This is a genomic window from Paenibacillus sp. Soil787 (assembly GCF_001429545.1).
GTDB lineage: Bacteria > Bacillota > Bacilli > Paenibacillales > NBRC-103111 > Paenibacillus_E.
Genome location: NZ_LMSP01000047.1, coordinates 67,041 through 90,357, shown reverse-complemented (window position 1 = coordinate 90,357; position 23,317 = coordinate 67,041). Strand labels below are relative to the sequence as shown.

The window sequence follows — 23,317 nt, the reverse complement described above, 5'->3', positions numbered from 1 at the left end:
CAACGTCAGAAATTTGGAGTTATGCCTCTATTCTTTATCAATCGTTTGATGGATTCCATCTTCATAAAAATCAAAGACAAGCTGCTTTTTCGTACCTCTTGCCGCGTAGAACACATCCGATATCTTTTTCCCCTTGCGTCTCACCTCCCTTTCCAACCATTCCTTGGTCAGTCCGTTATTCTCCAGGTTTTTCTCAATCATTACGCCATCCATAATTAATTCTACTGGAAAAACTTGATCGTTAGGATGAAGCTTCATATCCTTTTTCGTTACATATTGGTACTCGTCTTTTTTTAACACCGATACCTCGCCATTATCCTCAAGCACGGCATAGTCCACTTCTTCTATATTAAAAATACCCTTCTCCCTTAAAGCTTGGTCTAATGAATCCAGGGTATATCTTACTTTTCTCATGTTATCTTCAAGAATTTTCCCGCCTTCCATAAGTACCGTTGGAGAACCTGATATCCATTTCCTCATTTTGCGGTTCTTCAATGCAATGACGGATAACAAATAAGACATAATGGTAATAACAATGAGCGATAAAATCAGATGCGTAAGTTTTATTGCTTCATTGAATGCCAAGTTAGCAGCAATAGCCCCTAATGTAATACCAGTCACAAAATCATGAAACGTCAAATTGGAGATCGTCTGTTTACCCAATATTCTAGCTATCAACAGAAGCACTAAAATAGCTACAACGGTCCGAACCAGAATTTCCACGTAGGCATGCATATTTATAATCCCTCCTTCCCAGTCATTATCTCCTAAACGGACAAGAAAAAACCAAGCACGCTTCCACTTCTTTCCTGTCGACTGTGTCTGAGAGGTCGGAAATCGACTTCTCAGCTGACCATCCTACGCGTCCGCACTCTATAAGCGCGGAAAACGCTCTTAATCGCGCAACCCTGAACAAAATCACCCTTCGGGCGTTGAAGCATAACCACTTATCCCCAAATTTACCGAGCTCTTAAATCATTGATCCCCCATGATAAATGACTCCTTTAGTATACTTTTTGATACTATAGTACTTAAAAGTAGGTACTTGTTTTTAATTGCAATAGCCTTAATAATAAATAGCGTGACTGTTAGTTGCAAATAGGAACCCTCGTTAGGGTTATCTTCATAAAGGCGTTAAAATAGGAGGTTACAAAAGTGACTCATAAATTGTTTGATTCATATGATCTGAAAGGTTTGCACGTAAATAACCGCATTGTCATGGCGCCAATGTGTCAATATTCGGTTACGGCCAAAGACGGTAAGCCAAATGAATGGCACTACGTTCACTATCTTAGCCGCGCTATTGGCGGTACAGGCCTCATTATCATGGAAATGACGGGTGTTGATCCCGATGGCCGCATTACCGATTTGGACTTAGGCATATGGTCAGACGAGCACATTCCCGCCTTCGCCAAAATTATTGACGGTGTACACGCGCATAATGCAAAAATCGGGATTCAGATCGCTCATGCGGGACGCAAAGCAGAAGACGCGGCAGTCCCCATTGCCCCATCTGCGATAAAGTTTCCAGGCTCGGCTTACAAAATGCCGCGCGCCCTTACAACCGAAGAGGTCCAAGACGTGGTTCAAAAATTCGGTGATGCAGCCCGCCGCGCCGTACTAGCGGGTGTGGATACGATCGAGCTTCATGGAGCTCACGGCTATTTGATCCATCAGTTCCAATCACCTCTAACGAATAAACGAGATGATATTTATGGTCAAGACCTTACCCGTTTTGGCGTAGAAGTCATTCAAGCCGTCAAAAAAGAAATGCCTGCTGATATGCCGCTCATCTTCCGCATCTCTGCAGTGGAGTATGCCGACGGCGGATATGATATTGATCATGCTATCGAGCTCTCCAAAGCCTACCAAGCAGCAGGCGTCGATGCTTTTCATGTAAGTTCAGGCGGGGAAGGTCCCGCTGGAGAGAGAAAACCAGGCAATTACCCAGGCTATCAGGTACCGTTCGCACGTAAAATCCGCGGGGCGCTGAATGTACCCGTCATTGCAGTAGGTATGCTCGAAGATCCAGCGCTTGCCGAATCCGTTATCGGCAGTGAAGATGCAGATTTCGTGGCGATCGCCCGGGGCATGCTCCGTGATCCGTATTGGGCTACCCATGCAGCCATTACGCTTCGCAAAGAACCGAATAATGTTCCGAAACAGTATGCTCGAGCTTACTAATATGGAATAAGGGGCCGTTTTCCCGAAATAACACCTCCTACATTCCACTCACTAGTGGTCGGGTGGCTTTCCTAAGCAATAGACAAAAGGCAAAAAAATGAGAAGGCAGCCTTGCCATCTCATTTTTTTTTACATATTTTTTAAAAGAAATGTCTTGATTATACGATTAGAAAACTAAATAATATGAAACAGGTCTTCTTGATCGGCACGAGTTGATTACGATTGGAGCTTTAGTCTACACAACAGAAAGGTTGACATTGACATCATGGAGTTATCTCACCGTATTACCAAGGAACAAGTAACCAAAGAACCGTTCCCCATCTCTATACTTTCCCTTACCGTTGGCGCCTTTGCCATTGGAATGACTGAATTTGTCATCATGGGGCTTCTGCCTAATGTCGCTACTGATTTGCTTATCAGCATCTCATCCGCAGGACAACTCATTACGATGTATGCCCTCGGGGTAGCTATCGGCGCGCCGATTCTGACAGTTCTCACCCACCGAATCCCGCAAAAGGAACTGTTATGTCTGCTTATGGTTTTATTCATTCTCGGTAACGGAATCTCTGTTTTCGCTCCAAACTATGCCATTCTGATGGGAGCGCGTATGATAACCGCATTAACACACGGGACATTCTTTGGCGTCGGGGCTGTTATTGCCTCCAATCTCGTACGTCCCGATAAGCGCGCCGGGGCTGTTTCTATTATGATGGCCGGTTTAACCATTGCCAATATTATCGGTGTTCCTCTGGGGACATTCATCGGTCAACATATGGGGTGGCGATCCTCATTTGGCGCGATTGCGATCATGGGAATCATTGCATTAATCGGCATTCTTATCTTTATTCCGCAAATTCGTCACGACAAACCAGCGAGTATCGTTAAGCAGATTAGAGCTCTCGCTAAGCCCAAACTCCTTCTGTACCTGCTGATCGGAGCTCTAGGCAACGCCGGCCTATTCGCCGTATTTACTTATATTACGCCACTGCTGGTGCAGGTCACAGGTTTTGCTGAACATAGCGTAACTTGGATTCTAGTCCTTTTCGGCTGTGGAGTAACCATCGGCAATATCGTCGGCGGGAAGCTTGCGGACTGGAAGCTGATGCCTTCCATACTTGGACTTTATCTTTCGATTTGTATCCTTCTTACCCTCTTCACCTTTACCATTCATAGTCCAACCGCTGCCGTATTGACTATTTTCCTGTGGGGAGCCGCTTCTTTCGCTGTGTTTCCTGGGCTGCAAGTACGAATTATGAGCCTAGCACAGGCGGCGCCTGCTCTTGCCTCTACCTCCAGTCATTCTGCCGGTAATCTTGGAAATGCATCTGGCGCTTTCATCGGGGGATGGGTCATTACACATCTCGCCATAACAGCCCTCCCTTGGGTCGGAGCCGTGCTTGTAGGACTGGCGCTGATCTTAGGATTTGCTTGCTATTTAGCAGAACGTAAACCTGCTAACGCGTAATCTTATACAAAAAGGACGCCCAAAATTGTTGTATGCCGTACAACTTGCCCTTCTAATTCTCCTCAAAACCCAGCAAACAATTCACCCGATGTTTATGCTTAGCCAAATAAGATAAAAAGAACCTCGAGCTCCTTTTTGTGGAGTTGAGGTTCTTTTCGCATCATATGTAAGACCTGTTCCTATTCCCATCTATCCAAAGGGAACGAGAATGCGTTATTTTCCGAGAATTGCTCAAATTTCGGTTCAGGCGGAACGAGGAGACGTTAATTGAGCCATTTTCGCGTCTGCAGCGTGTTTTTGAAGAAATAAGGTACCCTCTTTCCGCGAGATGCCTATTTAGCACACATTTGCTCAAAATAGCGAATCGTCGTTCCTTTTCCTTTGTAACAGGGGCTCGACAACCGCCAAATCGCTCCTCAACGAGCAATCAGGATTCGGGTGTGCCGGGTAAAATTATATTTGGGACACCCGCTTCTTCTTTGGATGTATTCAAATGAGAAGCTCTTTTCGAAGACCACAAGGCTTCGATCTCCTCCAGCGATTTCCCCTTTGTCTCAGGCACAAGACGCCAAGTGAACAAGAATGTAACCAAGGACATGAAACCGAATATCCAGAATGTCACCGCTGGCCCTGCAGAGCCAAGCATCGGAGGAAAGGTCTGCGAGACGATATAATCCGCTGTCCATAGCGCCATAGAAGCTATAGCCGTAGCTTTTCCACGAATGCGGTTCGGGAAAATTTCGGACATAATCACCCATACGACTGGCCCAAGCGATACAGCAAAGGAAGCTACATAAAGTAAAATAAAGATTAGCACCAATGGTCCTGAGGGTTGTCCCGTGTGAAATGCGGCGCCTATAACAACTAGGCACAATGTCATCGAGGCAGATCCAACGAGTAAAAGAGCCTTACGCCCCACCTTATCGATCAGCCAGATAGCAAGAATGGTGAAGAGAAAATTAATCAAGCCCACCAAAATGGTCTGAATCAGCGCAGCATTCGTGCCAGCACCTGTTTCCTTGAAAATCTCCGGAGCATAGTACATAATCGCGTTAATCCCCGTAACTTGCTGGAGAACAGCAAGCCCTACACCTACAATTAAAGCAAGCCGCAAAGCGGGACTGAACAGTTGGCGGATCGATCCGCTTTCCTGCTTGAACGACTCCTTGATATCCAGTACTTCCTGTCTGGCCAGTTTGTCGCCGTGAATTTTAAGCAAAATCGGTAGAGATTCTGCTGCTCTCCCCTGCTTGATCAACCATCTCGGACTTTCAGGCACAAAGAAAAGCAATACTAAGAACAGCAAGCCCGGTAGAACCCCGAAACCAAACATCCACCGCCAAGCTGTTGAAATATCCCACGCGGCGTCGCCATACCCCGCAATGCCCATGTTAATGAAATACACGAGGAAGATACCGGTCACCGTCGCGAACTGATTCAAGGCAACAAGACGGCCGCGATACTTGGCAGGCGCTATTTCCGCGTTATAAAGAGGACATAGCGTTGAGGTAATACCAATCCCAAGTCCGCCAATCATACGGGCAATAATATAACCAGTGAACGTATCTGGAATAGCGGAACCGATGGAACCGATAATGAACAGGATCGCAGCCGTAATCAGTACTTTTTTCCGACCAAATCGGTCCCCCAGCACACCGGCTCCTGCTGCTCCAATGATACACCCGATGATTAAGCTGGATACCGCCCAGCCCACTTCCACCTCGCTGAGGCCGAAACGTTCTTTCATAAAACCGATTGCACCCGACACAACTGCTGTATCAAATCCAAATAATAAACCGCCCAAAGCAGCAACTATCGAAACTAGTGTAACAAATTTCATGCTTACTTGTTGATCTTGATTGTTTATATGAGAGCTCATAAGCGATTATCCCTTCTGACTTTTCTGCACCTTAATGCGAGTCTTTTATCGTGAAAAAATCAAAAATCTGTCTAATGCGAGACTCATTATACCATGTGTTTTGTTCAAGCCAGGGGCCAATTCCCTTCACTTATTTGTTGTTTACAAGCATAATATTGATGCCTGCAGCTCTCCGCCCCATATAGGGCGGCAGATTAGCATATTCTTGCTCCGTAAAAACAAAAAAGTCCATGCCGCTTAGCATGAACCCTCTTTTAAACTTGACTGCGGTATTCGGTAGGCGTAACTCCTGTAACCTTTTTAAATACTCGGCTGAAATAGTTAGGATCTTTATAACCCACCATATAACAGACTTCCTTTAAGCTGAATTGCCCGTCTCTTATGAACTCCTTGGCCCTTTCGATCCGCAGCCTTGTCACATAATCGATGAAGGTTTCTCCCGTTTGCTGCTTGAATACTTTACTGAAATAATACGGGTTCAAGTGGACATGCTCTGCCACATCCTCCAGGGAAAGCTCCTCGCGGAATTTATCTTGAATGAACGTAATTGCGTTATCTAGGACACTCCATGTTCGCTGTTCACGTTCCGCACGGATTCGTTTGATGGCCAATTCCACGTAAGTACGTTCAGAAGTATTATCTGCCATAAACTTATCAGCCGTTTCCCGCTCACCTTCTAGAGAGAGCATTTTCAGATCCTCAAAAGAGCAAAGGTTACCCCATTTTTTAGGATACGTGGATGCGAAGACAGCTTCAAAATACGATCTCCTTATTCCCTCCATATCCACTTGGACGGACCCGATGCCTACATTAGCGGCTATGCTGCGCTGTTGGTGGAGTATCTCGACCAGTTTATTGCCTAGGAAATGAGCCTCTTCCCGCAATACCTCATCCTTGGTTTCTGCCTTCTCGAGTAGAAAAATGACCATGTGCCAATGAACCATCGAACTGACCACACAACCGACCCTATTCTTGATAAATCCTTTGGCGAAGCTTTTTACAGTTTCGTAAAGCTTTTTCTTCTCGATGCTTACTTCCTGCTCAGATGTATGCCCGAATTCCGGCAAGGCGAGTACAAGCGCGCATCCTTTATCTATGGAAAGCTCGAGGATATCAGCCAGATACCCCACCTCGGTTTCATTCACCTGATCGGACATAAAGACCAGAGCCATTTCCGTTTCCGCTAGCGGGAGCAGCTGGAAGTACTTATCGCGCATGGCGAACTCCTCGTCGCGCTTTCTTTGGTCCTGATCGATTTCTGCTACCATCCGCTGTAGGAGTGCAACGATTTGATCGCGTTTAGCTGGTTTTATCAGGTATTCCTTCACCCCTAGGGATAGGGCTTCTTTGGCGTATTCAAAATGTTCATAGGCTGTAACCAAAATCATCTTGATCTGCGGACTATGAGATTTAATTTCCTTTAACGCTTCAAGGCCCTGAATGCCGGGCATCCGGATATCCATCAGGACAATATGCGGCCGAAATTCATCAGCCTTTTGAATAGCCACGCGACCATTCTCTGCATGAATAATTTCAAACGTATTCGGCATCATGCGGGTAACAATCCACTCAATGCCTTCTCTCTCTAAAGCTTCGTCATCTGCGATCAGTAGGCGATACATCCCCATCCTCCTTTCCTGCAGCAGGAATCCGGATGAGGACAGTCGTCCCTCGGCCCGGCTCACTGTGAATATCTACAAGATTCTTTTTCCCATAAAATAATTCAAGTCGTCTAAATACATTACGCGTCCCCAGCCCCGTAGATTGCCCCTTTTCTTGGCCCAGCAGCGGTTCCGATTCGAAGTGAAGCAGAGACTCTCGAACCTCCTCGCTCATACCGATCCCATTATCCGATATGGCAACCCTTACCTCATTAGGCCCGCATGCAATGACCAGCTTAATCTCCGCCCCTTCTTCCATTCCCTCAATACCGTGGACAAAGACGTTCTCTAGTAACGGTTGCAGGGTTAGCATGGGAACGTACACGTCCAGTCCGCTCTCGTCAATATCCGTTGCGAACTGAATCCGGTCGCGAAAGCGTGCCTGTTGGATGGTAAAGTACTCTTTAGCATGCTCGACCTCATCCCTGAGCGTCACTGGACGATCCAATTTTCGAAGATTATACCGAAGAAGATTTGACATAGATACCGTAAGATCGCTTGTTTTCTCAGCACCCTCAAGCAGTGCAAGCTTGGATATGACATTCAAGGAATTAAAGAGAAAGTGCGGGTTGATCTGATTTTGCAAAACTTCCAGCTCCAATTCCTTGACCAGCTTGTCCTTTTCTAAACTTTCTTTCTCTTTCATAATCAGATCTTTCAAATTTTCTTGCATACGCCCAAAAGCATTAGATAACATACCAAACTCATTTCGCTCGCTAATCTGCGGAGGCGGAGCTTGCAAATTCCCCTCAGAAATTTGTTGAGCCGTTAAGGCCAACTGTTTGATCGGTCGGGTAATACCAAGGGAGATCCAATAAGCAAACAGGACGCTTATCAGCGTATTTAAGATGAAGATAGCGACTCCCCAATGATTCATAACTTCCGTTTGAATAAGTATTTGTCTGTAGAAAGGCTGATAATAGCTGAGTTCCAGGTCAATAAGCTGATGTCCTTCTGTTTGAATGAACGCCGCTGTCTGCTCTGCCTCTTCATAGAAAGCCGCATAAGCCAGAGAACCTTGGTTATTTAAAGCCTCCATGACACCCGCTTCTTGCCCTATAAAAGTATCGATCATATGGCGATAGCTGCGAAGTGTAAGATCTGTAGTTGGAATAGTCGTCCCCTGTGCAGACAAGCTTTCCCGCAGATGATTGAGCTCATCCCTCTGACTTATATAGGCCTTGCGGCTGTTCTCCGTTCGATCCATTAAATAAACATTCAGAGCACTAAGATTCCCTTGCGTTTGTCCGGCGATTTGCTTGTACAATAATACCCGATCCAGCATCACATTATAGCTTTGCTGCACCGTTCTTCCACTTTCAAAGATGAAATAAGCGACCGCGTTGTTCAATATAAAAAGCACCGGAATGACAATAAATAGCATTCTACGTATATTCATGGGCTGCCCACACTTCCCTTCAAGCGGTTTTTATCCAGAATATCCGTAGCGGTGAAGTGCTGGACCGGAATGGAGCCCCCTTTGAAAATTTCCGCTAACAAATTAACGGATTTGAATCCAATCTCTTTGGGCTGCTGAACGATGGCAGCTAGTATTGCTCCTTGGGCGATGCCCTGCCTGGTTTCATCTAAGTCATCAAATCCGTATACGCTTACATCTGTTCTATTCGTTACCTTCAGTCCTTCCACGATACCAACAGCATCTAAGGAGCTAAACCCCACCATCGTCTGAATACTTGCGTATTGATTCAACATAGCTTCAGTCTGCTTAGCGGCTTGAATCCGTGAAATATTCGATGAGCGGACGGCTACAATTTCAAATCCTGGCGTATTTTGAATAATGGAACGGAAACCCTCTAGACGCAGCTGTTGATTATCCGCCAGTTCGCTCCCAATTATGACACCGATACGGCCTTTCCCGCCACCAGCTCTCACCACCAGCTCTCCCATGCGTTTGCCTGCTTCCCAATTGTCTGTTCCCACGTAGGCAAGTCGCCGGCTCTCTGGCTCATCCGCATCTACTGTGATCACTGGTATGCCTTGATCTATAGCCTTCCCGATCAGAAGATCGTAGCGCGGCTCCTTTATCCCTTGGACGATAATGGCATCCGGCTTGGCAGCAATCGATTTCTCCAGAAGATTCATTTGTTCAGCAGGATTTATGCGAATCGGCCCCATGTAATCAATCTTCGCGCCCAGCTGTGCCGCGGCTTCTTTGGCTCCCTGTTCCACCGTTCTCCAGAATGGATTGTCGATCTCTTGAGCTATAAGCACAACGTGCTTAATATGTTTATCCTCTACCTTACTCTGTTCCATTTGCCCGACCAGATGATCAATCTTAAGCGTAGAAGATACAAACTGGAATAAAAAATAGCAGAAAACAAGAGGTATGACTATCAGCCCCACAGTCCACTTCCTATTTGACATGGAGCACCCCCTAGGTTTAGTAAAAAATATAGATTTATTATACAGAGCCTGCCGATAAAACGGAAATCACGTTTAGTATTTCGATGATGAATAATTTTCCTATACATGGCAAAAGGTACTACTGACAATTTAAGGAAGGATGGTTTGGGGACAATGGACAAAGAAAACCAAGAGATGACCTTAACGAATCGGCAAGGTCATCCGATTTCAGATAATCAAAACATACGAACCATTGGAAATAGAGGACCTTCAACGCTCGAAAACTATCATTACATCGAGAAAATATCCCATTTTGATCGGGAGCGCATTCCAGAACGTGTTGTACATGCACGGGGTGCCGGTGCTCATGGACATTTTGAGGCCTATGGCAAAGTGGGTAATGAGCCTATTTCCACCTATACTCGCGCCAAGCTTTTTCAAGAGGCAGGTAAACAGACGCCTGTATTTGTCCGATTTTCTACAGTCGTTCACGGTAATTACTCTCCGGAAACCTTTCGTGATCCGCGAGGGTTCGCCACCAAATTCTATACCGAGGACGGCAACTGGGACTTAGTCGGCAACAACTTGAAGATCTTCTTTATTCGCGATCCGTTGAAGTTCCCGGACATGGTTCATGCCTTCAAACCAGACCCCGTCACCAACCTGCAAAATCCGGAGAAAATGTTCGATTTCGTATCGAACTCTCCTGAGGCCACTCACATGATCACATTCCTCTTCTCTCCTTGGGGGATTCCAGCCAATTATAGACAAATGCAAGGGTCTGGTGTGAATACCTACAAGTGGGTCAACCAAGACGGGCAAGCTGTATTAGTCAAGTATCACTGGGAACCTCTGAAGCAAGGAATGAAAAACCTGACTCAGAAGGAAGCAGAAGGCATTCAGGGTAAAAACGTGAGTCATGCCACGCAGGATTTGTATGAAGCCATCGAGCACGGAGAGTATCCGGAGTGGGAGCTCTGTGTTCAAATCTTGAGTGATGACGAGCATCCAGAGCTCGACTTCGACCCGCTTGACCCGACGAAGCTTTGGGATCATGAACAATTTCCTTTTTTACCTGTGGGCAAAATGGTGCTGAATAAAAACCCCGAGAATTACTTTGCCGAAGTCGAGCAGGCCGCTTTCGGTACGGGTGTTCTGGTCGATGGTCTTGATTTCTCCGATGACAAGCTGCTGCAGGGCCGAACATTCTCCTACTCCGATACCCAGCGATACCGCGTGGGAACGAACTACCTTCAGCTGCCGATTAACGCCCCCAAAACACGCGTAGCCACGAACCAACGGGATGGGCAAATGGCCATTATGGTTGATCGGGCACCCGGGCAAAATCCGCATGTGAATTATGAGCCTTCCTCTCTTGGCGGGTTACAAGAAGCAGTTCCTTCCGGTAAAGAACATCAGCCCATGTATAAAGATAGATTAGTCCGTGAGAAAATCAGCCGAACCAACGACTTCAAGCAAGCCGGAGATACCTATCGCAAATTTGAAGGTTGGGAACGCGATGAATTGATTGCGAATTTGGTCGATGCGCTGAAGATATGTAAGCCAATGATCCAGAGTAAAATGATTGAACATTTCACAAATGCCGATCCTGATTACGGTCGACGTGTTTCTGAAGGTCTCTCTCAAGCTAACGTCGATTCGGCACACCTCGGCTCCGATTCGGAAAGAGATGGCGCTGAAATAGCTGAGAATTCAGGAAAACGAACAGACGGATATTAAAGATTAAAAAATTTTTTCAAGAAATGACCGAGTAAGGCTCCCAGCCTTCCGGTCATTTTTTCGTTTCCCTCGCTTTCGAACGGAAAGTTTTTTGCTGCACCCGTGGCATTAGACCATACATTCCTACCCACGAATGAATAGTTTAGCTAATAACTACTCCTCCACCCATCTTAAATAAAGCGAGGTTGCCACATGGTGAATCCCTATACGAAACACCGAATTCGCAAAATTACTCGCCGTTTCGGCCTACGGCCGCTCCGATCAAGCACGGTTGCATCCTTTTACCGAGAAAACGCGATTATTCACGTACAAACGGAATCGGGCACCTATGCCATGAAGCCCTTTTTTCGAAACACACTCCTCCGCACGAGTACCATTCATCAAATGAAATTTACGGCAGCGTATGTAGAACTCTTGATGAATAGCGGGTTCAGTTACATGCCCAAATGGCTCACTGCCCGTTCTGGAAGGTTATGGACTATGCACCGCGGTCTCCCCTTCTATATGACGGAATGGATAAATGGAAGAAGTCTGGAAACCAGCGGGGATTTTGAAGAGCTTGGCCGGGCCCTTGCCACTCTACATACTACTTCCAGTAGTCTCCTTGACACTAAAGAGCCCTTCACGAATAAACAAATCGAATTATGGAAAATGCAAGATCGCCTCTTTCGTAGACGAATGGCAAGCGCTATCCGCACGCATGGACAGAACCGCAAATGGTACAAAAAATACGGAAAGTACTGTAAGCGTCTTACCGATCGGACATGGGCTCACTTAAAAAGCCCCGAGATCGAAGATCTTTTGAAGAAAGAAGAGGATCATCCCGCATTGATACACAACGATATTACTTCCCCTAATGTCATTATTTCTGAAACCGGTCAGCTTTTCATTATCGATTGGGACCGCGTTAAGGTTGGTTCTATCTATGCGGATCTAGCGAAAGCCCTGATGAACACCACACAATTTAATCCCGATTTTATACTAGCGTTGTTAAAGGGGTACGAAGAACGTCGTCCTTTAGATGAGACCGAGCGCAAATTAATTTCGGCATTATATCGATTACCTCGGGAAGCTTGGCACGCTACTCGGTTCCCTCATCAATCAAGAAGCCTTGAAATGCTCGATATTTTCGAACAAACCTGGCATCCCCGATTAAAAGCAATGGATTTTTTAGATGAATGGACAAAATCAATCCCCAAGGAGAATTAGCATGAAAATGTCCAGGAAGATGTCCATGAAGTCACAGGTTGAACAAATATATGGCTTAAAAATAAAAGAAACCCTTAAGATCAAAGACATTTATAAGATTCGGACCACGAACGCGACCTATTGTTTAAAAAGCTACGCTTTCCCGGAAGAGGAAGTCAGGTTTATTACCCGAATCCTATCCTATATGGATGAGCGCGGTTTTACTCGTAGTCAAAAGGTTTCTCCTACGGTGGAGCAATCCCCCTACATGTCTTATGATGGCCTTTTCTACACCTTAACGAATTGGGTTGACGGTGAAAGGCCGGACTTTACGAGGAGGAAAGACTTAAAGAAAGGGATTCGAACCTTATCCAAATTCCATGCCATAGCTGAAGGATTTCCTATAGCTGAAGCTCCGGAAGCAAGAATTCGATATTCAAGGCTGAATCATGAAATTACTGAATATAAAACCTTGCTCAGCTCTTACAAAATTACCGAACATTTAGCAGCACTTAGCGAGGAGGTACTTGACCATTTACATCAGCCCAAAGTGATAGAGGCCATCGATATGGAACAAACGGCTTCCGCCTTTGTCCATGGCGATTATAATTATCCCAATCTGATGAAAGACAAACGGCGGAAGCTGCATTTGATTGATTTTGACAACACGTCACTCCACACCAGAATGAAGGATTTATCCCATATTCTTCATCGAAACTGCCTCTGGGACGGTACGGAGATGCTTCGTTGGATCGATTATTATCAGAGATATCGTCCATTGAGCTCTTCTGATCTCACTCTTCTTCATGCACTTTTGTCTGCTCCTTATCATGTAGTCCGGAACATTAGGATTGGCGGTATTCGTTTGGCCAAAGAGATTATTCCGACAGTCTCCCATTTGAACAAGTATCAGCGTGAGCTTAGGGCGTTGCTTTAAATGATCAAAAGGCACCCTTAGACAGGGTGCCTTTTAGTTGATTCTTATGTCTGCTATACCTTAGTTAGCGATTTTGCTCCATACAGGATACTCGTCCAAGTACCCATATTCGTTCAATTCCTTAAGAGCCTTGCGTATGCTGTGTTCATCCTCACCCGATTCGCTGGACAGCTCCACTAGATCGTCTAGGTTGATGTTCGGGTTCTCTTTGCAAAACGTTAGCAAGCCCTTAGCAGCCCAGGAAAGCCGATCGTCTTGGAAATCTCCCACCATACGGCGAAATATTTTGTGCGAGACAATTCTCATCTCCACGAGTTGCTGCAATGCCTTGGTCGCCTGCTTGAGATTCATGCGACCGAGCTTAGCAATATCAGATAATCCTGGAATGTTCGATTCTGAAGAAAAACATTTCAAGACGATAAAGGTCATTTGTGTATAAATATCCATCCCGGGATGGTGAAAAACTTCATCTGAAAGATTAAAATGACGCGCTGCGTCCTTAGCTTGTCCATTGTCCATCTGATGTCCTCCTTTTCTTAATCATGGAGTTCACCTACTCATTATGGTTCCCCTGATCCGAGGGTTGAACCAGCTTACCCGAATTGTGCCGAGACTGCTTGAATATTTGCGCCAAGCTGAATTTTTTCTGATCATTGGCACCCGGGATCTCCTTCTTTCGCTGATTGAAATCATCAATCGCTTCATGAGCAGGTTCATTAGGCTCTGCCGACTCCATGTCACTGTTGTTCTCTGCGAGAGAAACGGCCTCATCCATGCCCGAGATCATTTCTTTCCCGGGAAATAATTCTACTACCGGTCGCTTATTCGATTGCTCCTCACGAACATATCTGGTCAAAATATCCATGATCCCTTGACTGAATATGCCTTCCATTTTCAATTGGTTTAAATAGTCGATAACCTCCGGCGGCGTATCTGATGGGATATACAGGGTAACATCCTTACCGGAGCGAACGTAAACGGTGGATCTCCGCTTTTTCAATCCGAACCGCTCCCGCTCTCGGATACTCCTTTAGAATCAGCACTGGCCGCTGCGGTTTCGTCCTCATGTTTCAGCGCATGGTCAAGCATGAGAAAAGTGCCTCGCACATTTCGGAATTGGCTGTGTTCCACGGTATCAAACTTAATGGGCAAGCCCAGCTCAGCGTTTAGCTTCTCAATCCAAGGCTGCAAAACGACCGCTCCACCGCCGATAAACCAAAATTCATTGGCATAGCGAACATGCTTCCAAGAGTTACGGGCGTATTTCAGCACTTTTTCCGCTAAAATGCGCATATGCCGGTTAATCAGGCTTGTCATGTCAAAAACAACCTTACCCTCCGCATAAATCTCATACTCTTTGTTCACCAGCATGAGGGTCAATTCTGCCGTGCTTGCGATCAATTCCTCGCCTTGTGAGTTAACCTCGTTGCGGATACTCTCTAATGCATCATTGAGGTAGATCTTAGCGCCGGTAGAGTGCCGTTGATCCAGATCGAGGCCTGGTTTGAAGAACGCGATATCCATATCGACGCCACCTACATCCGCAATGCCAAAGCCTTTGTGGGATAGATGCGATTTGGAAGTGGCCTCAAGGTCGTAAACACCGGATACATCGTCTATGCTGATATCGGTTGGAAGCGAAAATTCCATTTCCACTGTAATCCCTTTAAATACGGGGGTAGTCCCGAAAGTAACGGTATGTACGCCTCCTGTAATCTTATGAGCAAATTCCTCGCGGAATTTCGTTATTTCACGAATCGGAAGACCTGTACCTAAGTTGACAGCGGCTTTAATCCGCTTTTTCCCCCGCCTGATGGCATCCTCATGTTTCTTGGCAATGGCATACGCCGCAGCCGTAAGGAGAGTCACCATCGTTTCGGGTCTCTGGGCCTTCTTTTGCACCGCTTTATCCCCTACAATTTCATGAATGATCCCTTCGTCACCGATCGCTAAGTTACCCACGTAAACATGCCGGTACTGATCGCTCTCTATCGAGGGCGATGTAATCTGAACGTCGAGGAAATCCAGGGGATCACCTTGTTCCATCAAAAGAAATCGTTCACCAAACGGTTGCGCTAGTACATTAGGAAAAATAAAGTTATTGTCCAAATGGTCATAGATCACTTTAACGTGACTGCTGCCATTATCAATAGACAGCGTGATGGTAGTGGTTAAGACTTCGTTCTTTGTCAAGTCTATTCCCCTCTCCGTAAGCCATATTTGAGTTTATATAAAGATTCGCGCTACTAGGGCTAATTGAGAGGGTATTTGGAGTAATTGGTATTTTTAGCAGCTAGCTGGAATGAACTTTAAAGTTTAAAGTTTAAGATTCAAGATTTAACTTTTAAACTGTGCGATTTGAACGTTAAGATTTAAACTTTAAAGTTTAAACTTGTATTCTGACCTTTTGTAAATGTTGCTGCAACGAAAGTTACACCAAGATGTCTAGACTTTTGCTTACTTGTCCGCGGAATGTTGTATTCTGTACAACTTTAGGCCAGCAAATAGAACCATTTTCACGCGAATGTTGCATAAAATACATCAATTCCAGCCAAAAGTAGCTCTAAAGCATAAAAAGAGGCTAAATTGTTGTACAACATACAACACCGCTAGCTAGGAAGAAATCAAGGAAATTGTTGTACGCTGTACAACATGCCATTATTTACGGGGCAGCTCTTGCTGTTAAGTTAATGCACATGCAGCCTTTCTGCGATTTGCTTCTTGTTCATAGGCCGAATATGGGAAGAGCCTTTCTTGTAAAACACTGCCTGCAGCAAGGATAAACGACTCCGTCGTCCTTCAGGGACGAGCGCGTTTGTCAAGGTAGATGCGAAGCAAAAGTATAAAACTTATACTTTCTTATCTACTTAGACAAACCGTCAGGGATCACCCTGACGGTCTTTTTTCGTGTTAACCCATACGTTTTGAGCAGGGGGAGGGAGGGATGTGGGGTTCCAACCGCTTCTTGAAATCGTGCTTCTTTAAATTTATTTAGCGGTATAACAAGATTTCAAAGGAGGCCCACCGCAAAGCGCCTTTCCACCCTCACACCCACCCCTCTTCTGTTCTAAGATGGCTCCATTATTGGCAACTTCGATTTCGATGAGCTATCGTCAATGTTGTAGATTCTGCAACAATTCACATGCCAAAAGGCTATTTTGCTTGTAAAAGTTGTAGTTTGTACAACAATTCGAGCCCATTTGTCGCAAAATCTCCTGTTTGGGGCTAAATTGTTGTACATTATGCAACATCGAAGGGATATGAGGTCGATTCTAGGCAGAATTGTTGCACTTTATACAACATCATTCGACCAAGAATGTGGATTCTACAAAAAATACAGCAATTCTAACACAAGAGTAGCTCTACCTCCTCTAAAAAGGCTAAATTACTCCAAGATANAATTGTTGCACTTTATACAACATCATTCGACCAAGAATGTGGATTCTACAAAAAATACAGCAATTCTAACACAAGAGTAGCTCTACCTCCTCTAAAAAGGTTAAATTACTCCAAAACAAGGAATCTATGTTCGCTAGCATAGTGGATATAAGCTGCTGATTGAAGTTGACGGGGAACGAGGATCCTCTATTTCGGCGAAAATGCCGATATGGCGCTGGCACGCGGAACGTAGCGGCGCTATTTTGGTGTTTTCACAGCTTTTACAGCACGAATGCAGGAAATAGCGGCCCCTAGTTCCGCCAAAACTGGAAATAAGCGGTTTTGAGCAAAATAAGGTCTCTACTTCCGCGAGCATAGTGTAGTGCCGGGTAGAACAGATAATTACAATTGATACACCGAAATAAAGCCAGCTGCTACGTTTCCCAAAAAAAATTAGAAAGGGTGTACCTCTAGCTCTACCTCGAAACTTATACTTTACTCAAAAAACCCTGCTCTCTTCGTCAAGGAAGAGAACAGGGCTTTTGATCCTATCCTATCAAAAAGCTTAAAGACCCAACACACGCCGCTCCTCATCCGAGAACATCCTCGAGCGAGTCAGAAAACGTCGCCCTTCCGGCCCCTCTAGCGAAAACATCCCGCCTCTGCCAGGCACTACGTCAATGATAAGCATCGTATTCTTCCAATATTCGTATTGCGACTTGCTCATATAGAAGGGTGCGCCGCCTATATCCCCTAGCCATACGTCGCTGTCGCCGATAAGGAACTCCTCTTGCGCGTAACACATCGGAGAGCTGCCGTCACAGCAGCCGCCGGATTGATGGAACATGACAGGGCCATGCTTGGCCTTTACGAATTCGATTAGCTCTAGAGCGGCATCGGTAGCAACAACCTTGCTCACTTCTATCGTCATCGTGCGGCCTTTTAGAAGAAGCCCAGTGCGTCGGGGCTGTAGCTGACGAGTAGATTTTTGGTTTGCTGGTAATGGGAGAGCATCATTTTGTGATTCTCACGGCCAATGCCCGAGCTCTTATAGCCGCCGAAGGCCGCATGGGCAGGATACGCATGGTAGCAATTCGTCCATACGCGGCCGGCTTGAATGCTGCGCCCCATCCGGTAGGCCGTGTTCATGTCGCGCGTCCAAACGCCAGAGCCAAGACCATAGAGCGTGTCATTCGCGATGGCCAGCGCCTCTTCCTGATCCTTGAACGTCGTAACGGAAAGAACCGGACCGAAAATCTCCTCTTGGAAGATTCTCATTTTGTTATGCCCCTTCAGAACTGTCGGCTGAATATAGTAGCCTTCGGAAATATCTCCATCCACCTTTGCCCGACCTCCGCCGATCAGGCATTCAGCACCTTCCTCTGCACCGATATGGATATAGCTCATAATTTTCTCAACCTGCTCGGTAGAGGCTTGTGCGCCAATCATCGTTTCTGTATCCAGAGGGTTGCCTTGTTTGATAGCAGCGACTCGCTTCAAGGCTCTTTCCATAAATTGATCATAAATCGATTCCTGAATTAATGCGCGTGACGGGCTGGTACAGACTTCTCCTTGATTCAGGGCGAACATCGCAAAGCCTTCGAGCGCTTTATAGAAGAAAGCGTCATCACTAGCAACTACATCCTCAAAGAAAATATTCGGCGACTTGCCACCCAGCTCCAAGGTGACCGGTATCAGGTTTTGCGAAGCATACTGCATAATTAAGCGGCCTGTCGTCGTCTCACCGGTAAAGGCGATTTTCGCGATCCGGCTGCTCGAGGCAAGCGGTTTGCCGGCTTCAAGTCCGAAGCCGTTGACGATATTGATTACGCCCGGCGGCAGCAAATCTTGGATAAGCTCTATCAGCACCAATATGGAGGCCGGCGTTTGCTCAGCAGGCTTCAGAACGACTGCATTTCCGGCCGCAAGTGCCGGAGCAAGCTTCCATGTTGCCATAAGCAGTGGAAAGTTCCACGGAATAATTTGACCGACGACGCCAAGAGGCTCATTAAAATGGTAAGCCACCATATTATCATCCAATTGGCTGAGCGAACCCTCCTGGGCGCGAATGCATCCCGCAAAATAGCGAAAATGGTCGATCGCCAATGGCAGATCGGCGGCAAGCGTTTCCCGAACCGGCTTCCCGTTATCCCAGGTCTCGGCAACTGCGAGCATTTCCAAATTCGCTTCCATGCGATCGGCAATTTTATTTAAAATGACGGCACGCTCCGCAGCGGACGTGCGCCCCCATGAGTCCTTTGCAGCATGCGCAGCATCTAAAGCCAGCTCGATATCCTCTGAGGTAGAGCGTGGAACCTCACAGAAAACGCGATTATTTACAGGTGAAGGATTGTCAAAGTATTGGCCCTTAATAGGCGAAGTCCACTGACCTCCGATAAAATTTTCATACCGTTTTTTAAATGTAACCTTTGATTCGTTTTGTCCAGGTTGTGCATAAATCATTTAGCTCAGCCTCCTTAAAATGGAATACGTTAAATATATAAGCAAGGATCGTGCCAACTTATTGAATGCCGCCAAATAAGGCAATATGGTGAGCGCTTATTCGTTTTTGTTCCGCTCTGAAACAACGGAAGTGTTCCATTTTGGGACATTCTTTCTTTCAGCTCTCCATTAATAAAAGCAACTATGATATGATCGGGTTAGGAAACCGATTGCAGCAATGGAGGTGTATATTTTTGCTATCCGTGGAAAATAACTTTTTATCAGAAGCGGCGGCGTCATCTTGGAAGCGCTGTCACGAACTTGGTTTAATGCCCACCGACCCCATTGACGATGACATCTTAACCGGAAGCAACATTCAATCTCTGTTAAGGCAAAACGAGCAAACCATACATTATACAGAGCAAATATTCGAGCAAATGCACACAGGCATCAAGCAATCTGGCCAGATGGCGCTGCTTATCGATTCAGAGGGAACCATTATTCACACGGTCGGAGATATCGATTTCTCCCGCCGGGCGTTAGCGGTTCAGCTGCAAGTAGGAGCAAATTGGGCCGAGAGAAGAAAAGGAACCAATGCCATTGGTGTCGCTCTAGCAGAGAAAAAACCCGTACGTGTGCATGCCGAAGAGCATTATTTCAACTCCAATCACTTCCTAACCTGCGCCTCGGCACCCGTCTTCAATTCAATCGGCGAGCTGATCGGTATCATCAATATTAGCGGCAAACAAGAGAATTACCACGCCTATACGTTTACACTTGCCTGTATGGCAGCCCATTCCCTGCAGAACAAAATTCTGCTGGAAGAGTCGAAGAAGGAGCATCTCATTACCCTCAGAGAACTCGAGCATTCCTCACTTCATCATCCTTTGCCGCTGCTCTCTCTAAGCCGGGATCATCGCATCCTTCGCGCTAATCATGCCGCCGTCCGTATTGTTGGAAGCGACGCAATTGGCAAGGTGTTTACGAAGTTGGATGGCTTTTCGGTTGAAACCATTCATAATGAGCATCAGAAGCTGTGGCAATCCGTCTCCATTCAGAAGCAGGCGGCAAACGAGCAGCATTTGTATGCGTTTAGAGATATTGTCGGCACGTGTCCGACCATCATACAGAAGAAAGAATTGGCCAAGAAGGCAGCTGCGACTGATTTTCCTGTCTTATTATTGGGTGAAAGCGGCGTGGGGAAAGAATTGTTCGCGCAATCCATTCATACCGCTAGCCCCCGGTCGGTGGAGCCATTCATTGCAATGAATTGCAGCGCCATCCCGGACAGCCTGGTCGAGAGTGAATTGTTCGGATATGCTCGCGGCGCTTTCACGGGAGCGAACAAAGACGGCAATGCCGGGAAATTCGAGGCCGCGCACAAGGGTACTATTTTTCTCGATGAGATTGGCGACATGCCTCTTCGTGCTCAGGCTGCTTTATTAAGAGTACTCCAGGAAAGCACGATTACTCCGGTAGGCAGCGCGAAGAGCAAAGCAATTGACATTAGAGTCATTGCAGCAACGAATAAGGATTTGACCACGGAGATTAAGGCAGGCCGATTTCGGGCTGATCTATATTACCGGTTGAAAGGGATCCATATTACGCTGCCGTCCTTACGAGAAAGAAGCGATATTCTGACATTAGCCGTGCATTTACTCCAGAAGCATGCTTCGCCATGTCCATTCATAACAGAAGCAGCGCAGCAAAAGCTGTTAACCTACAGCTGGCCGGGCAATATAAGAGAGCTTAGCGGCATTCTTATGCAAGCGGTCTTCTTAGCTGGAGGACACGAGATTGACGCTGAGCATCTATCTTTCGAAGAATCCGATGAGGCTGTGCAAGCAGGATCAGGCAAAGATCATCCACTCACGTTGAAGGACGCGGAAATCACGGCGATTAAGAATGCGCTGAAGGCCTCGGAATGGAACCTTAGCAAGGCCGCCGGGCAATTGAAAATCGGAAGAACGACGCTATATCGTAAAATTGAGGAGTACGGCATAACGTTATTTTAACGATAACTTTTTATAAACCAAGCGCCCTATCTCTTGGAGATTGGGTGTTTTTTTCATCGGTCTATCAATGGTATGATGGAGCCATATGGAAAGTATTTCCTAGGAAAGGAATATGAGTTATGTCAAAAGCAGATCACATGCTTTCTATCCTATGGTTGCTCAAATCTCAGAAGCGAATAACAGCTAAGCAGCTTGCTGAGAAGCTGGAGATAAACATCCGAACCGTCTATCGATACATCGATGCTTTATGTGCCAGTGGAGTCCCGATTATTGCCGATTCTGGGCATAATGGCGGTTATAGCTTGCTCGGTCAGTTCAATGAAGCACCGCTTGTATTTGATCTGGATGAGCAAAAAGCGTTGATTCACGCAGCTGCGTTTGCCCAGGAGGCGGGGTATCCATTTGGAGAGAAATTAAGTCAGGCCGTCGCCAAGCTGAAAATGTATACCAATCAAGAACAACGCCATCAAATCCATCTGCATGAACAAGGTCTTGACGTCATTCTTCCTCAGGCTGATGCTTCGCAAGTATCCTTGCTTCAAGAAGTGGAAATTGCGGTAGCTCAGAGCGTAACGCTGTTTATGCATTATCAAAAAGGCTACGGATCTGTTATAGAAGCTCGTCATCTGGATCCTTATGGACTTGTTTGCTGGAAAAGCAAATGGTATGTGGTAGGTCATTGTCATCTTCGTAAAGAAATTCGAAGCTTTCGTATCGATCGTATTCGAAAGTTGGCTACATCGGAGAAGACGTTTGAACGGCCTGCTGATTTCTCGGCGCGCAAATTTATCCTTTCAGGTGTGCTGCCCGATTCGGATAAGCCAGATGAGCTCATCTCTGTCAAAATTACAGGAAGAGAGCAAGCGTTAGATGATCTATGTGGTCATTGGTATCTGGCCCATGCGTTGGTAGAACGATCGCAGCTTGAAGCTCATTTTAAACTGGAAGAGCGATACATCCTGTCTGATCTTCCATACTTTCTTCTCTCTTATGGGGGGACTCTTCGCATTAAAGAGCCGCAGCTGCTACAAAACCAAATGATTGAGGTAACTAAACACTTACACAATTATTATGCGGCGGTGCAGCTTGACTGACCGTTTCTGTCAGTGAAGATGGACTACAATAGGTCTTAGGCGAAACCTAAGGAGGAAAGATCATGAATTTATTACAAATTCGTATTTTGGTAGATGATTTTCACAAAAGCGCAGCTTTTTATAGGGATCTATTAGAGTTGAAAGCGGACTGGTATGAGGAGTCGATGGAATACGCGTTGTTCAATACGGGAGCTGCTCGTATCGAACTGCTGTCCCGCAAAGCCATGGGTGAAGCACTGGGAGAAGATTTGGGACAAAGCGGCAGCTATACAACGAATTTTGTACTAAATATTGAAGTTGAAAATATAGATGATACCTACCATCGTTTAACAGATAAAGGTATCAAATTCGTCAAGGAACCATTTCATCATCCGACATGGAATGGACGACTTGCCCATTTTCGGGATGCAGATGGCACATTAATAGAACTCTATCAAGCAAAAAAGAAGGAGGATTGATCCGATGTCTACGCAAACTCTCAAAAATTACGAGTATCATGTTTGGGCGAATAAGCGGGTTTTCGCACGTTTAGAGGAACTGCCGGAGGAGATTTTACTGCAGGAGATGAGCAATGTATTTCCTACCATCTATGCAGGACTTGTGCACATATACCGAGTGGATACTGTCTGGTTATCCGGCATGAAGGGAAACAGCTACGAGCAAATCCAAGAGCTGCTCGTAACTGTTGAAGAGAAGACTACAGGGAAAAGCTTGAAACAATTAGAAGCCGCCTTCTCGGAGCTTGCCGAGGCTTACAAAACCTTTCTTAACAGCGATACCGATTGGCAAGTTATTAAAGACTTTCCGCATCCAACTTATGGTGTCCTGCATGCCAGTATCGATGAGCTTATTCACCACGTCGTTAATCATGGTACTTACCACCGCGGCAACATCACTTCGATGCTCCGTCAACTCGGACATGCAGGTGTACCTAGTGACTATGTGTTTTACTTGTATGATATAAATTGAA

At 45.9% G+C, this 23,317-nt stretch carries 18 protein-coding genes and 1 pseudogene; 9 read left to right on the top strand and 10 right to left on the bottom strand.

The genetic code is table 11. The features are described from left to right. Positions 1 to 27: 27 nt before the first annotated feature. Entirely contained in the window at positions 28 to 735 is a 708-nt protein-coding gene (locus ASG93_RS31720; protein WP_056838829.1) for a DUF421 domain-containing protein, read from the bottom strand. Positions 736 to 1,155: 420 nt separating this feature from the next. Between ASG93_RS31720 and ASG93_RS31715 the strand changes: the two genes are divergently transcribed. Then, positions 1,156 to 2,184: an NADH:flavin oxidoreductase/NADH oxidase gene (locus tag ASG93_RS31715; protein WP_056838827.1), complete on the top strand. Its 1,029-nt coding sequence runs from the start codon at positions 1,156 to 1,158 to the stop codon at positions 2,182 to 2,184. A gap of 265 nt (positions 2,185 to 2,449) precedes the next feature. Then, complete coding sequence (locus ASG93_RS31710; protein ID WP_056838826.1) at positions 2,450 to 3,649, top strand: MFS transporter; 1,200 nt, start codon at positions 2,450 to 2,452, stop codon at positions 3,647 to 3,649. 427 nt (positions 3,650 to 4,076) lie between these two features. Here ASG93_RS31710 and ASG93_RS31705 read toward each other — a convergent pair whose 3' ends face one another. The 4 genes from ASG93_RS31705 to ASG93_RS31690 form a co-directional block, all read right to left on the bottom strand. Next, positions 4,077 to 5,528: a sugar porter family MFS transporter gene (locus ASG93_RS31705; RefSeq protein ID WP_082615212.1), complete on the bottom strand. Its 1,452-nt coding sequence runs from the start codon at positions 5,526 to 5,528 to the stop codon at positions 4,077 to 4,079. Positions 5,529 to 5,782: 254 nt separating this feature from the next. Beyond that, a complete protein-coding gene (locus tag ASG93_RS31700; RefSeq protein WP_200984554.1) occupies positions 5,783 to 7,150 on the bottom strand; it encodes an AraC family transcriptional regulator in 1,368 nt (455 codons plus the stop codon). Next, positions 7,125 to 8,588 carry a sensor histidine kinase gene (locus ASG93_RS31695; RefSeq protein WP_056838822.1) on the bottom strand — a complete coding sequence of 488 codons (1,464 nt, stop codon included), beginning with the start codon at positions 8,586 to 8,588 and terminating at the stop codon, positions 7,125 to 7,127. Before ASG93_RS31695 ends, ASG93_RS31700 begins: the two co-directional genes overlap by 26 nt. After that, positions 8,585 to 9,574, bottom strand: coding sequence for a substrate-binding domain-containing protein (locus ASG93_RS31690; RefSeq protein ID WP_056838820.1), 990 nt, complete (start codon positions 9,572 to 9,574; stop codon positions 8,585 to 8,587). Before ASG93_RS31690 ends, ASG93_RS31695 begins: the two co-directional genes overlap by 4 nt. Positions 9,575 to 9,742: 168 nt before the next feature. On the opposite strand from ASG93_RS31690, the pseudogene ASG93_RS31685 reads away from it, so the two are divergent. The 3 genes and pseudogenes from ASG93_RS31685 to ASG93_RS31675 form a co-directional block, all read left to right on the top strand. Further along, positions 9,743 to 11,293: pseudogene (locus ASG93_RS31685) on the top strand (catalase); the annotation flags it as partial. 192 nt (positions 11,294 to 11,485) lie between these two features. Beyond that, the gene (locus tag ASG93_RS31680; RefSeq protein ID WP_056838817.1) at positions 11,486 to 12,502 is read left to right on the top strand and encodes a phosphotransferase; all 1,017 of its coding nucleotides are present in this window, start codon (positions 11,486 to 11,488) and stop codon (positions 12,500 to 12,502) included. A 1-nt stretch (position 12,503) separates the two neighbouring features. Then, on the top strand, positions 12,504 to 13,418 hold the full coding sequence (locus tag ASG93_RS31675) for a phosphotransferase (RefSeq protein ID WP_235551032.1): 915 nt from the start codon (positions 12,504 to 12,506) through the stop codon (positions 13,416 to 13,418). Positions 13,419 to 13,478: 60 nt separating this feature from the next. Here ASG93_RS31675 and ASG93_RS31670 read toward each other — a convergent pair whose 3' ends face one another. From ASG93_RS31670 to adh, 5 genes are all read right to left on the bottom strand, one after another. Then, the gene (locus ASG93_RS31670) at positions 13,479 to 13,937 is read right to left on the bottom strand and encodes a hypothetical protein (RefSeq protein WP_056838815.1); all 459 of its coding nucleotides are present in this window, start codon (positions 13,935 to 13,937) and stop codon (positions 13,479 to 13,481) included. Positions 13,938 to 13,971: 34 nt separating this feature from the next. Further along, positions 13,972 to 14,418, bottom strand: a complete 447-nt coding sequence (locus ASG93_RS31665) for a hypothetical protein (RefSeq protein ID WP_056838813.1) — start codon at positions 14,416 to 14,418, stop codon at positions 13,972 to 13,974. After that, complete coding sequence (locus ASG93_RS31660) at positions 14,415 to 15,611, bottom strand: ParM/StbA family protein (RefSeq protein WP_056838811.1); 1,197 nt, start codon at positions 15,609 to 15,611, stop codon at positions 14,415 to 14,417. The genes ASG93_RS31665 and ASG93_RS31660 overlap by 4 nt, the downstream gene beginning before the upstream one ends. Positions 15,612 to 17,361: 1,750 nt before the next feature. Beyond that, positions 17,362 to 17,727, bottom strand: a complete 366-nt coding sequence (locus ASG93_RS31655; protein WP_056838808.1) for a DUF779 domain-containing protein — start codon at positions 17,725 to 17,727, stop codon at positions 17,362 to 17,364. Positions 17,728 to 17,738: 11 nt separating this feature from the next. Further along, the gene (adh, locus tag ASG93_RS31650) at positions 17,739 to 19,259 is read right to left on the bottom strand and encodes an aldehyde dehydrogenase (RefSeq protein WP_056838806.1); all 1,521 of its coding nucleotides are present in this window, start codon (positions 19,257 to 19,259) and stop codon (positions 17,739 to 17,741) included. Positions 19,260 to 19,501: 242 nt separating this feature from the next. On the opposite strand from adh, the gene ASG93_RS31645 reads away from it, so the two are divergent. The 4 genes from ASG93_RS31645 (at position 19,502) to ASG93_RS31630 (ending at position 23,316) form a co-directional block, all read left to right on the top strand. Then, positions 19,502 to 21,253, top strand: coding sequence for a sigma-54-dependent Fis family transcriptional regulator (locus tag ASG93_RS31645; RefSeq protein WP_235551037.1), 1,752 nt, complete (start codon positions 19,502 to 19,504; stop codon positions 21,251 to 21,253). A 119-nt stretch (positions 21,254 to 21,372) separates the two neighbouring features. Next, on the top strand, positions 21,373 to 22,347 hold the full coding sequence (locus ASG93_RS31640) for a helix-turn-helix transcriptional regulator (RefSeq protein ID WP_056838804.1): 975 nt from the start codon (positions 21,373 to 21,375) through the stop codon (positions 22,345 to 22,347). Positions 22,348 to 22,409: 62 nt separating this feature from the next. Continuing rightward, positions 22,410 to 22,805: a VOC family protein gene (locus tag ASG93_RS31635; RefSeq protein WP_056838802.1), complete on the top strand. Its 396-nt coding sequence runs from the start codon at positions 22,410 to 22,412 to the stop codon at positions 22,803 to 22,805. A 4-nt stretch (positions 22,806 to 22,809) separates the two neighbouring features. Next, complete coding sequence (locus tag ASG93_RS31630; protein ID WP_056838800.1) at positions 22,810 to 23,316, top strand: DinB family protein; 507 nt, start codon at positions 22,810 to 22,812, stop codon at positions 23,314 to 23,316. Position 23,317: the final 1 nt, after the last annotated feature.